The organism is Priestia sp. 3CA3 (assembly GCF_056836725.1).
Genome location: NZ_JBXENJ010000001.1, coordinates 265,989 through 278,464, shown reverse-complemented (window position 1 = coordinate 278,464; position 12,476 = coordinate 265,989). Strand labels below are relative to the sequence as shown.

Here is a 12,476-nt window from a genome sequence, read left to right as displayed (position 1 = left end):
ACGACCTTTCTTAATGCATAATTCGGCGAACTGAATAAATGTCTCGAAGCTGCTTAATGCGCTCGACCACTTTATGAAGATGACTGATGTTATGAATAGAAATTGACATATGAATCGTAGCCATTTTGTTTCGGTCCGATTTTCCTGAAACGGCTGAAATATTCGTTTTAGTCTCGTTTACAACCTGCAGAACTTCATTTAGTAAGCCTCGACGGTCGTAGCCCGAAATTTCAATTTCCACATTAAACTCTTTGCCCTCTTTAATATGTGTTTCCCACTCTACAGGAATAAGACGGCTTTCAGCATCATCTGTGTGAACGTTTAAACAATCTGCTCTATGAACAGATACTCCCCGCCCCTTTGTAATAAAACCAACAATCTCATCTCCGGGAACTGGATTACAGCATTTAGACAAGCGAATCAGCATGTTCTCTACACCCGGTACGATAACACCGGAATCTTTTCGTTTATGCTGGCGAACACGTTTAGCCGCAGTGTCGCGTGCAATGTCATCAATTTGGATCTCTTGTTCTTGATCGCGCTGCTTTCTCCACTTCTCGGTTAAACGATTAGCTACTTGAGCCGCAGTTAATCCGTTATATCCAATAGCTGCATACATATCATCTTCATTTGAGAAATTAAACTTCTCCGCTACTCGTTTGATATTATCAGCTGTTAATACTTCTTTTAAGTCAAACTCCATTTGACGAATTTCTTTTTCAACCAGCTCTTTGCCTTTTTCAATATTTTCATCGCGGCTTTGCTTTTTAAAGAATTGGCGAATTTTATTTTTGGCTTGAGACGTTTGAGCAAGCTTTAACCAGTCCTTGCTTGGACCATATGAATGCTTAGACGTCAAAATTTCGATAATGTCCCCCGTTTTCAAACGGTAATCAAGCGTAACCATCTTGCCGTTGACTTTTGCTCCAATGGTTTTATTTCCGATTTCAGAATGAATACGATAGGAAAAATCAATTGGAACAGAACCCGAAGGAAGCTCAATGACGTCGCCTTTTGGCGTAAAAATATAAACCATGTCAGAAAACAAATCAACTTTTAGAGATTCCATAAACTCTTCTGCATCGTTTGCATCATTTTGAAATTCTAAAATTTCTCTAAACCACGTTAACTTTTCTTCAAATGAAGCATGCTCAGCTGTTTTTCCCTCTTTGTAAGCCCAGTGAGCAGCAATTCCATACTCAGCAATTTGGTGCATGTCAAATGTTCGAATTTGAACTTCTAACGGATCACCTTTTGGTCCGATAACCGTCGTATGAAGAGACTGGTACATATTTTGTTTTGGCATCGCAATATAATCTTTGAAACGTCCTGGCATTGGTTTCCAGCACGTGTGAATAATCCCTAACACCGCATAGCAGTCTTTAATACTATTTACAATAATGCGCACAGCTAGTAAATCGTAAATTTCATTAAACTGCTTGTTTTGCAGTGCCATTTTACGATAAATGGAATAAATATGTTTTGGACGTCCTGAAATTTCAACTTTAATCGACACTTCATCTACTTGCTCACGAACTTCATCAATAACTTCAGCCAAATATTGCTCGCGTTCCGCACGCTTTTTCTTCATCAAATTGACAATGCGATAATATTGCTGAGGATTTAAGTAACGTAAAGCTGTATCTTCAAGCTCCCACTTAATTTTTGAAATACCAAGACGATGAGCAAGAGGAGCAAAAATTTCAAGCGTTTCATTTGAAATGCGTCGCTGCTTTTCCTGCGGTAAATGCTTCAGCGTACGCATGTTATGAAGACGATCCGCAAGTTTGATCAGTATGACTCGAATATCTTGAGCCATTGCCACAAACATCTTGCGGTGATTTTCAGCCTGCTGCTCTTCTTTAGACTTATATTTAATTTTTCCAAGTTTCGTTACGCCGTCTACTAGCATTGCTACTTCTTCGTTAAAAGCTTTTTCTAAATCCTTTAGTGTTATCTCTGTATCTTCGACCACATCATGTAGAAATCCAGCTGCAATTGTTGCTGGATCCATATCTAGATCAACTAAAATTCCTGCGACTTGAATCGGGTGGATAATATATGGTTCACCCGACTTGCGATATTGTTCTTTGTGAGCTTCTTTTGCAAAATCATATGCTTTTTGTACAAAAGCCACGTCTTCTTCATTTAAATATCGCTTCGTATTGTCAATGACCTGTTCCGCTGTTAGGACTTGCTCATTTGCCATGAAATCACCTTTTATCAACTAGCATTTTTAATTCATATTGTAACTATTATCTTGAAAAAATCCAAGGATGTAAAGCCTTTGCGTCTAATTTATGAAATTTACATCATTTCCATTTTACGTATTCACGTTTTTTAACGAAAAAAGAGCACCTGTATCAGGTACTCTTTTTTATGTGATCGTTCTTCTTAATACGTCATTAATGTGAATACATCGTAACCGTCTAGTTTGTCACGGCCGTCAAGGTAAGAAAGTTCAATTAAGAACGCAGCTCCAACAACAATTCCGCCTAATTCTTCAACAAGCTTAATTGTCGCTTCAATTGTACCGCCTGTTGCTAATAAATCATCTGTAATCAACACGCGCTGACCTGGCTTAATTGCATCTTTGTGAATCGTTAATACGTCTTTACCGTATTCTAAACCGTAATCTACTTTAATTACTTCACGCGGTAATTTTCCTTCTTTACGAACAGGTGCAAAGCCGATACCTAACGCATATGCTACTGGACAACCAACGATAAATCCGCGAGCTTCCGGTCCTACGATAATATCAACTTGTTTATCATTGGCATATTTTACAATCTCATCCGTTGCGGCACGGTATGCGTCACCGTTATCCATTAATGTTGAGATATCTTTAAATGTAATACCTGGTTTTGGCCAGTCAGGTACAATTGTAATATAATCTTTAAAATTCATTCTAATGTTGCCTCCTCATTCAATCGAACGCTTAAAAATATCTTGAAATTGATTTTTAAGCTGTACATATGACGTATAAATAAAGTTTTTTTCTATTTCAATCTGCTGCTGCTTTTGGCGATAAGTCGCAGATTCTATTAAATCACGTTTCGTAGAATTTTTCACTAACGAAATTAAGCCATTGTTTATTGTAACAAATTCTAACTCAAAAAACACCTTTGCCATAAAATCAATCGTTTCTTTCGACCAGCCCTTATGAATTGCTAAATCTTCTTTGTAGCGTTTTAAATCAAAAGGACCCTTTTTCGCTAAAAAGCCGTAGAACCATTTAAAGTGATCGCGAGTTGGGATTGTATCAAAATAATGGTCTTCTTCCGTTAAGAAAATAGCGTATATCCTAGAAGGAATACCTTGGACAAACAAAGCTTCAAGCCACTTCTGTGACGGAGGCAAATCTAATAAAACGATCTGTTCTCCTGCAAACATGCATGCTTTTGCCTGTTCTTCATTTTGAATAAGAACAACATGTTCCATCGGCAGCATCGACTTGTATTTATCAATTGTTGAATCGTGAAAAGCAACAACTTTCATTTGATCTGTGAATACCTGTTCAAAAAAACGTTTGACATCAACCGCGCTGCGATAATCAAACATCTGCCACTCATCTACAGAGATATCTTCTACCATCAGCTGCGGTTTGCGCATATTGTTCCACTCATTAATAGATAGTTCACCTACTAATGATACCTTAGCTATAGGAGATACTTCATCTAATATATAGCCTAACCCAAATCCTACTGCATCAACCGATACACCGCTGTCTTCAAATACGAGTTTTAAATGATTTTTATTCGCGCCAATTTTCCGCATAGATGTTGTATGAACATCTTTAATGAGAACTTTTGGCTTCGGATTATGCATACCAAATGGAGCAAGCGCACTCATTTGTTCAATGTTTTCCAGCGTAATTTCCTCTGTTTTGCATACTGTATCAACTGATGTAATTGGAATAAAGTCCTGTTGAGTTAACACGTTGCTTGCTTGTTCATTAAGGCGTCTGCGCAGTTCTTCTACATCCTCGCTGTTTAACGTCATGCCAGCTGCCATTGGATGCCCTCCAAAATGCGGCAAAATGTCACGGCATTTAGATAAGTTCGCGAATAAGTCAAAGCCTTGGATACTTCTTGCTGAACCTTTAGCAATATGGTTTTCAGAGTCAACACTTAATACAATTGTTGGTCTGTAGAACTTTTCTACGAGCCTAGAAGCAACAATTCCAACAACGCCTGCATTCCATCCTTCTCCCTCTACAATAAGAACGCTATTTTCATCCGGAGGATACATACTTTCAACAAATTCAACGGCTTCTTCCGTAATATCATTTACGATTTGCTGCCTTTCCTTGTTTAACGCATCAATTTCTTTAGCTAAACCTTTTGCTTCTTCAGCATTTGTTGTCATAAGCAAATGAACAGCTGGATCAGCATCTTGAAGACGTCCTACTGCATTAATGCGAGGAGCCATGGCAAATCCAATTGTATCTTCAGTAATTTCTTCGCGTTTTACTCCACATACGCTCAGCAGCGCTTCAATTCCAGTACGCTTCGTGAGCTTGAGATAGTCAAGACCTTTGCGAGCAATTAAGCGGTTTTCGTCGACTAAAGGAACTAAGTCAGCAATCGTCCCAATCACTGCTAGTTCTAACAAATGTTCCGGAAGCTCCCCTAACAGCGCATGAGCGAGTTTAAAAGCCACTCCTACACCTGCCAGTTCTTTAAATGGATATGTACTTCCCGGAAGCTTTGGATGAATAATTGCATACGCATCGGGTAAAACCGGACCCGGCTCGTGGTGATCAGTAATAATTAAATCAAAATCTAATTCACGTGCATACGCCGTTTCTTCGACTGCCGAAATACCTGTGTCTACCGTAATCACCAGCTGATAGCCGCCTGCGTTTATTTTATCAAATGCTGCCTTATTCGGCCCATAACCTTCTGTAAAGCGATTAGGAATATAAAAATCAGTATCAGCGCCGAGCTGCTGTAAAGCAGATAACATAACTGAAGTACTGCTGACGCCGTCCGCATCGTAATCTCCATAGATCATAATTTTTTCATTATGATCAATTGCTTGCTGAATACGAGCTACTGCTTTGTCCATATCGTGCAATAAAAACGGATCGTGGAACGTTTGTGCATCAACGTGTAAAAACTCACGTGCCGCTTCTACTGTTGTCATGCCTCTATTAAGTAATAACGAAGCTACTAGAGGTGTAATATTGAGGTTTTCTACAAATTCATTAACAAGTTGTTCATCACATTCTTGAACATTCCAACGTTTTTTTGACTGTAACATGTCTCTTCACCCCTTAACCCACATTATTATACTAGAGTGGATGAAATGGAGCAACGAAAGAAAATAAGCATATTTTTCTGACAGTGCGCCTTAAATTTTCACGTACAAAAAAAACGTGCGAACACTTCGCACGTTTTTGAATTACTTGCTTTCTACTTCTTTTTGTTCCTCACGCTTCAACTGTTTACCTTTCCACACAAGCCATAGCTGCGCAGCAATAAACACAGATGAATATGCACCAAGAATTAAACCTACTAACAGGGCAATTGAGAAGTTTTGAATGGACTCACTTCCGAATAGAAGAAGTGCTACAACTGCAATCACAACTGTTAACACGGTATTCATCGAACGAGTAAACGTTTCGCGTAAACTTAGATTTACGATAAATGCCAAATCGTCGAACGTTTTGGATTTGAATTTCTGCATGTTTTCACGAATGCGGTCAAACGTAACGATCGTATCGTTAATTGAGTAACCAACAATCGTCAAGACAGCGGCGATAAACGTTAAATCAACTTCTAATCTCGTTAAGCTGAAGACCGTAACGATAAAGAACGCATCATGCAACAGAGCAAGCACGGCTGCAAGCGCCATGTAAAACTCGAATCGAATCGTTACATAGATGATAATTCCGATTGAAGCAATTAAAATCGCAAGCATCGCATTTTTCGCCAGTTCTTTTCCAACCGTCGGCGAAACGGTGCTTACGTTTGGTTCAGAACCGTATTTGTCTTTAAAGTGGTCTTTTAAATTGGCAATTTCTTTTTTATTCAAGACCCCAACTACACGTACGACACCCGTATCATTACTTTTTCCTGTAATAACTACGTCATCCGTTTCGATATCAAGAGACTTCATTTCACGCTGTATCTCAGCCTGCGTAACGGTATGATTTGCCGGAATCTCTATACGAGTTCCGCTCGTAAAGTCAATACCGAGGTTCAGTCTGAACACGGCAACTGAGATAATACCGATAATGACGAGCACGCTTGAAAACGTGAAGAACGCTTTACGGTATTTAACAAAGTCAATTTTATCCCAACGCGTAGGTAAAACCGTTGTGCCGTCATCTTTGCTTAAATCGTGAATTTGCTCTTTCTTTACGCCAAAGTAGCCTGGTTTTTTATCAAACCAGCGGCTGTTTACTAAAAGGCTCATTAGTAAACGAGTACCATAAACAGCAGTTACAAAGCTTAGCACAATCCCGATCATTAAAGTTGTAGCAAATCCTTTTACTGAGCTTGTACCGTAAAAGAACAGTACAAGCGCCGCTAGCATCGTTGTAATATTGGCATCAAAAATGGTCGCAAGTGAGCGACGATTTCCTGCCCGGTAAGCCGATATAACAGACCTTCCTGTTTTCAGTTCATCTTTAATCCGCTCGTAGGTAATAATATTCGCATCTACTGCCATACCTACGCCGAGAATAAGAGCCGCAATCCCTGGAAGCGTCATAACCACATGCATCCAGTCAAATACAACTAAGTTTAAGTAGATATAAAAACTGAGTGTAATAATGGCAATAAGCCCCGGTAAACGGTAGAAAAACAGCATATAAAGGAAAATAATTCCGATGCCGATAATACCCGCTAGTATAGTCGTATGAAGAGCTTCTTCTCCAAACTGCGCTCCAACGGATGTAGAGTATAGCTCATCTAATTTAACTGGCAGCGACCCGGCATTTAGTAATTCCGCCAGCTGCGTTGCACTTTTCACTGTGAAGTTTCCACCTGAAATTTCAACATCTGGCTGTGTTAACACGCTGCTAACAGAAGCTGCAGACAGGTACTTCGGATTTTGTTTTGCTGATTCTTTTTGGTACGAGTCTTTTCCTTCTTCATAATCCAGCCAAATGACAATTAAATTGTTAGGTGCTGGTTTTTGAGAAAGCTCTCGCGTAATCTTTTCAAATTTTTTCGCATTTTTTAACTTTAGTGAGACGCTAGGCTGATTGCTTTGGTCAAACGATTGCTTTGCCCCGCCTTGCGCTAAGTCTGTACCATCCATCAGCACCTTATCGTTCACGTCACGGAACGTTAAGTTTGCTTGAGTTGATAACAGATCCCTGGCTTGCTTTTGATTCGTGACACCAGCTAGCTGAACACGGATGCGGTCGTTTCCTTCAATTTGAATGCTGGGCTCACTAACTCCCAGTACATCGACACGTTGACGCAGCGCTTCAACCGTGCTGTTAAGTGCCTTTTTGTCAATGACATCGCCTTTTTTAGCTGGACTGACTTTATATAAAATTTCAAATCCACCTTGAAGGTCGAGGCCAAGTTTAATATCTTTTGTAATTCCAGTCATCGTTGTTCCGATTGTACTAAACACAAGCAGTACTAAGAGGAAAAAGGCAACGATACGTCCTCTTTTAACCATCGACAGAAAATCCTCCTTCTTATGTAAAAAACATGAAATGATAACAATAGATAAATGACCAATCTAATTATCATTCATAACCTAATGTCTGTCAAATAAAGACCTTATCAAATTTTAATACATGTATTTTACAAACTCTACTTTAATAATTCTTTCCAGTCTTCTCCATTATTAACACTTGAGAACATATCAGATTTATAAGATTCAATGGTTACATAGCTCATCACCTGCGTGATCTTAACAGATAAAATATCATTTACAACTTGATGGAGAGATAGCTCCTTTTCTTTTTTCCATTTTTTCATTTCCAAATAACTCAATAAATCGTTCTCCGTTACTTCTTCATATCCGAGCATATGAAATTCTTCCATTTTGCTGGATACGACAGGCTGTATAAGTTCTTTCGAAGCTGAAATAAATGGATGTGTCATATTGATCCTCCTTTCCGTTTGACATTTTGCGTAAAATTTCTTTCTCGTATGAGGAATACTTGTCATGCTTGGACACCGACGGCGCATATATTCACTGTATAAACCTCAAGAAAGCAGTGAGTATATGTCTAAATTTTTACAGGGAACTATTATTTTAATAATTGCTGGCTTAATTACACGTGTACTCGGGTTTGTCAATCGAATTGTGGTGGCTCGAATGATTGGAGACGAAGGTGTGGGACTTTATATGATGGCGGTCCCCACGCTGGTATTAGTAATCACCTTAACACAGCTTGGGCTACCGGTTGCCATTTCAAAGTTAGTGGCAGAAGCAGAAGCTTTAGGTGACAGGCATAAAATAAAAAAAATACTTGTCGTCTCTTTAAGTATTACGTGTACGCTGAGCGTTTTATTTACGCTCGGACTAATATTATTCGCTCCCGTTGTAGCAAAAACCTTCTTTACAGATTCACGTACGATCTATCCGCTGCTTGCGATTATTCCTGTTATTCCGATCATCGCCGTGTCGTCTGTCATTCGCGGATATTTTCAAGGAAAGCAGCAAATGAAGCCCGCTGCTTATTCTCAAATTATTGAACAAGTGGTGCGAATTACGTTAATTGCTGTCTGTACAAAAGCATTTTTACCTTATGGAATTGAGTACGCCGCGGCTGGCGCTATGCTCTCTTCGGTATTTGGAGAGCTCGCTTCCCTGTTTTACATGGTGTTTATGTTCAAGCGAAAGAAGAAAATAACGGTAAGACGAAAATTTTTTGCTTCTTTACATGCGGGCAAAGATACGTTCCTTGACTTAATGCGAATCGCTCTTCCCACGACAGGAAGCCGCATGATTGGGTCAATTTCTTGGTTTTTAGAACCTATTGTAGTAGCTCAAAGTTTAGCAATTGCAGGAGTAGCGACAGCGGTAGCAACGAAGCAGTACGGAGAATTAACAGGCTTTGCACTCCCTCTCCTGATGCTGCCTTCTTTTGTAACGGTGTCTCTATCCACTTCTTTGGTTCCCGCAATCAGTGAATCTCTTGCACAGAATCAAATGAAACAAATCGAATATCGGCTTCATCAAGCTCTCCGCTTGTCGTTTGTAACAGGCGGACTGGCCGTTGTTGTTCTTTATGTATTTGCTAATCCGGTAATGGAATTGATGTATGGTTCTGACAAAGCTGCTATTTTTGTCAAAGTCATGGCGCCTTTTTTTATCTTTTATTACTTTCAAGGGCCGCTTCAAGCTGTTTTGCAGGCGCTAGACCTTGCAAAAGCCGCCATGATTAACAGTTTTATAGGAGCAGCGGTCAAAACGTCTCTTATCTTCTTACTCGCAACTCAGCCCAATCTAGGCATTATGGGAGCTGGCCTTGCAATTGTTGTGGGAATGATGCTTGTCACTCTTTTACATCTGTCTACGGTCATGAAAAAAATCACGTATAAGCTTCATGTGTTTGAGTATCTTCGCAGCTTTGCTGTAATGGGCATATCAGGCTTTATTGGACACTTTGCTTATATGAACCTTTTCACTTCCATCCCGTTAAGCTTACGAACCATTTTATCAATTGCACTGACAAGCTTTGTATATGTACTGTTTTTGCTGCTTTTTAGACTGATAACAAAAGAAGAATTAAATCGCTTTTCTGTTTTACGTTATTTTAAACGAAAATAAAACGCGGAGCACTCCGCGTTTTATTGTTTCACATCTATTAAATCTATAAAAAATTTTCCGTTGTCGTAGCTGCAATATGAAATCTTGTCTAAGTTTGAATGCCCCAGTTTCTCTAACTCCTGCCTTAACCATTCCGTTGTTTTATGTTCATGCAACAGATGCTCTTCTTGAATAACGCCGTCAATGATAAAAGGCAAATTCAAATTGCCTTTTTTACCTGATTGCTGATCTTTTTCAAACACGGATAGCCTTCCTGAAGATTCTAAAATAGCAAATTCAACATCAGCTACATTTTTTATATTTTTATCTCGTAGCTGCACAAGCAAATCATTGAAGTTATATCGCTGCCTTTTCATTTCATGTTCATTTATTTTTCCATTTTCAATGATAATACTAGGTTTACCATCAATAAAATTTCGCATTCGATTGCTTTTAAGAGACCATATAGCTAAACCAATTTGAATAATAAGAAGCGTTAACATCGGAAGAATTGAATACAGCAAAGGATCTTTTGGGTTTTCAATAGCCATTACTGCCATTTCAGCAATCATAATAAAGACAACTAAATCCAAAATGCTCAGCTCTCCTATTTCCCTTTTGCCCATAACGCGAAAAATAATTAAAACTACTACATACAAAAGCACGGTTCGCGCAACCATGATTAATAGTTCCACTGCAAAGACCTCCTTTATGTATTCCCTTGTAGTTTGTACCATTTATTTTAAAATAGCCTTACTTTTATGCGTCTATTTTGAAGTCATCCCGAATATGCTCGTACTAAGGGTTCACCTATCTTTTTATTTCATGAGGGGGAAACAAGTTGGGTGCAAAACGAATGAGCAACGCTGTATTTGCAGGGGTAGCAACAATCTTAGTGATGGCTTTAGCGATTAGCATTATCTTTTCGCTTATTTTAAAATTCACATCGCTTGAAGAACAGTCCGTACGTTTATTTTTACTTATTCTCTCATTTATTACACTGTTTATCGGAGGATTTATCGCGGGAGGACGAAACGGTTCAAAGGGACTGCTTGTTGGAGGAGCCACTGGTATTTCTTATTCTTTTTTAATGTTTTTGCTGCAATTCCTCGGCTATAGTCACCTGTTTTCTGCACAGCAGCTTTTATTTCACGCTGGGTTTATTGGAGTCGCTATTCTCGGGGGAATTGTTGGCGTAAACATTGCCGGTTCACGAGAAGCATAAAAAAACGTCACGTACATGTACGTGACGTTTTTTTATTAATCTACGCTTCTTACTTCACGAATAGCATTGCGGTCAAATGTTAATTTTGAACCGTCAGTGCTGCGAACCACAACTTGTGACTCATCGATTGCTTCTACCAAACCGTGCATACCGCCAATTGTAACAATCTTATCACCTTTTTTAAGTGCTGATTGCATTTGCTGTACGTTTTTTTGACGTTTTTGCTGTGGACGGATTAACAAGAAATAGAAAATGACAAACATTAAAAGTAATGGCCAAATATTTTGTAAAACACCCATGAAAACTCCTCCTTTTATTTATATTATCAACAGGTACTCATTCATAAATTTGATGAAAATTCCTGTAGTGACCTAGAAATTCTTTGCGTCTGGGCCGTTAAACCCATATTTTTCAAAGAACTCATCGCGGAAATCGCCAAGTCGGTCTTCGCGAATGGCTTCACGGACTTGCTCCATTAAGTTTAGCAGAAAATATAAGTTATGGTAAGATGTTAAACGAATTCCAAACGTTTCATTACAGCGAATTAAGTGGCGAATATACGCTCTTGAATAATTTTGACATGTGTAGCAGTCACAGTTTGGATCAATCGGACCGAAGTCTTCTGCATATTTGGCATTTTTAACAACAAGACGACCTTCACTTGTCATAAGCGTTCCGTTACGTGCAATACGCGTTGGTAATACGCAGTCAAACATGTCAATCCCGCGAATTGCTCCATCAATTAACGAGTCAGGTGATCCTACTCCCATTAAATAACGAGGTTTGTCAGTTGGCAAGTATGGCGTCGTAAACTCAAGCACACGATTCATCACATCTTTTGGTTCTCCAACTGACAGGCCTCCCACAGCATAACCTGGGAAGTCCATTGATACTAAATCAGCTGCACTTTGACGGCGTAAATCTTCAAACTCTCCGCCTTGAACAATTCCAAAAAGACCTTGGTCTTGAGGGCGGCTGTGAGCCTCAAGGCATCGCTCTGCCCATCGGCTAGTACGCTCTACTGAACGTTTTAAGTAGTCATATTCTGCTGGATAAGGTGGGCATTCATCAAATGCCATCATAATATCAGACCCAAGCGCATTTTGAATGTCCATCGCTTTTTCTGGAGATAGGAAAAGCTTGTCTCCATTCAAATGGTTGCGGAAATGAACGCCTTCTTCTTCAATACGGCGCAAATCGCTTAAACTAAAAACTTGGAAGCCGCCTGAATCTGTTAAGATAGGACGATCCCAGTTCATAAATTTATGCAGACCACCTGCTTTTTTAACAATTTCATGACCTGGACGAAGCCATAAATGGTACGTATTACTTAAAATAATGCCTGCCCCCATTGCTTTTAAATCTTCCGGAGACATTGTTTTTACTGTAGCTAATGTGCCTACTGGCATAAAAATAGGCGTTTCAAATGAACCATGAGGCGTGTGGACAATACCTAAACGCGCTCCTGTTTGTTTACAAGTTTTTATATGTTCGTAACGAATTGCTGTCATTGATGTATTCC

At 39.2% G+C, this 12,476-nt stretch carries 10 protein-coding genes; 2 read left to right on the top strand and 8 right to left on the bottom strand.

The annotated features are described in order from the left end of the window. Positions 1-10: 10 nt before the first annotated feature. The 5 genes from AC1VNJ_RS01355 to AC1VNJ_RS01335 form a co-directional block, all read right to left on the bottom strand. On the bottom strand, positions 11-2,209 hold the full coding sequence (locus AC1VNJ_RS01355) for a RelA/SpoT family protein (protein WP_013059308.1): 2,199 nt from the start codon (positions 2,207-2,209) through the stop codon (positions 11-13). A 185-nt stretch (positions 2,210-2,394) separates the two neighbouring features. Further along, complete coding sequence (locus tag AC1VNJ_RS01350; RefSeq protein WP_013059309.1) at positions 2,395-2,907, bottom strand: adenine phosphoribosyltransferase; 513 nt, start codon at positions 2,905-2,907, stop codon at positions 2,395-2,397. Between the two features lie 15 nt (positions 2,908-2,922). Continuing rightward, positions 2,923-5,265 carry a single-stranded-DNA-specific exonuclease RecJ gene (gene recJ, locus AC1VNJ_RS01345; RefSeq protein WP_047749811.1) on the bottom strand — a complete coding sequence of 781 codons (2,343 nt, stop codon included), beginning with the start codon at positions 5,263-5,265 and terminating at the stop codon, positions 2,923-2,925. A gap of 141 nt (positions 5,266-5,406) precedes the next feature. Beyond that, positions 5,407-7,644: a protein translocase subunit SecDF gene (gene secDF, locus AC1VNJ_RS01340; RefSeq protein ID WP_047749810.1), complete on the bottom strand. Its 2,238-nt coding sequence runs from the start codon at positions 7,642-7,644 to the stop codon at positions 5,407-5,409. A gap of 137 nt (positions 7,645-7,781) precedes the next feature. Next, positions 7,782-8,075, bottom strand: coding sequence for a post-transcriptional regulator (locus AC1VNJ_RS01335; protein WP_028411692.1), 294 nt, complete (start codon positions 8,073-8,075; stop codon positions 7,782-7,784). A gap of 64 nt (positions 8,076-8,139) precedes the next feature. Between AC1VNJ_RS01335 and spoVB the strand changes: the two genes are divergently transcribed. Next, on the top strand, positions 8,140-9,750 hold the full coding sequence (spoVB, locus tag AC1VNJ_RS01330; protein ID WP_028411693.1) for a stage V sporulation protein B: 1,611 nt from the start codon (positions 8,140-8,142) through the stop codon (positions 9,748-9,750). Between the two features lie 20 nt (positions 9,751-9,770). On the opposite strand, the gene AC1VNJ_RS01325 is transcribed toward spoVB, so the two are convergent. Next, positions 9,771-10,424, bottom strand: coding sequence for a DUF421 domain-containing protein (locus tag AC1VNJ_RS01325; protein WP_028411694.1), 654 nt, complete (start codon positions 10,422-10,424; stop codon positions 9,771-9,773). A gap of 146 nt (positions 10,425-10,570) precedes the next feature. Between AC1VNJ_RS01325 and AC1VNJ_RS01320 the strand changes: the two genes are divergently transcribed. Beyond that, on the top strand, positions 10,571-10,954 hold the full coding sequence (locus tag AC1VNJ_RS01320) for a TIGR04086 family membrane protein (protein ID WP_014458132.1): 384 nt from the start codon (positions 10,571-10,573) through the stop codon (positions 10,952-10,954). 35 nt (positions 10,955-10,989) lie between these two features. On the opposite strand, the gene yajC is transcribed toward AC1VNJ_RS01320, so the two are convergent. Then, entirely contained in the window at positions 10,990-11,253 is a 264-nt protein-coding gene (gene yajC, locus AC1VNJ_RS01315) for a preprotein translocase subunit YajC (RefSeq protein WP_028411695.1), read from the bottom strand. A 72-nt stretch (positions 11,254-11,325) separates the two neighbouring features. After that, the gene (gene tgt / locus AC1VNJ_RS01310) at positions 11,326-12,465 is read right to left on the bottom strand and encodes a tRNA guanosine(34) transglycosylase Tgt (RefSeq protein WP_013059317.1); all 1,140 of its coding nucleotides are present in this window, start codon (positions 12,463-12,465) and stop codon (positions 11,326-11,328) included. Positions 12,466-12,476 lie beyond the last annotated feature (11 nt).

Bases quoted from the DNA above. Each gene is read 5' to 3' on its own strand.
- AC1VNJ_RS01355 (WP_013059308.1), bottom strand. From the start codon at position 2,209: ATGGCAAATGAGCAAGTCCTAACAGCGGAACAGGTCATTGACAATACG.
- AC1VNJ_RS01350 (WP_013059309.1), bottom strand. From the start codon at position 2,907: ATGAATTTTAAAGATTATATTACAATTGTACCTGACTGGCCAAAACCA.
- recJ (WP_047749811.1), bottom strand. From the start codon at position 5,265: ATGTTACAGTCAAAAAAACGTTGGAATGTTCAAGAATGTGATGAACAA.
- secDF (WP_047749810.1), bottom strand. From the start codon at position 7,644: ATGGTTAAAAGAGGACGTATCGTTGCCTTTTTCCTCTTAGTACTGCTT.
- AC1VNJ_RS01335 (WP_028411692.1), bottom strand. From the start codon at position 8,075: ATGACACATCCATTTATTTCAGCTTCGAAAGAACTTATACAGCCTGTC.
- spoVB (WP_028411693.1), top strand. From the start codon at position 8,140: ATGCTTGGACACCGACGGCGCATATATTCACTGTATAAACCTCAAGAA.
- yajC (WP_028411695.1), bottom strand. From the start codon at position 11,253: ATGGGTGTTTTACAAAATATTTGGCCATTACTTTTAATGTTTGTCATT.
- tgt (WP_013059317.1), bottom strand. From the start codon at position 12,465: ATGACAGCAATTCGTTACGAACATATAAAAACTTGTAAACAAACAGGA.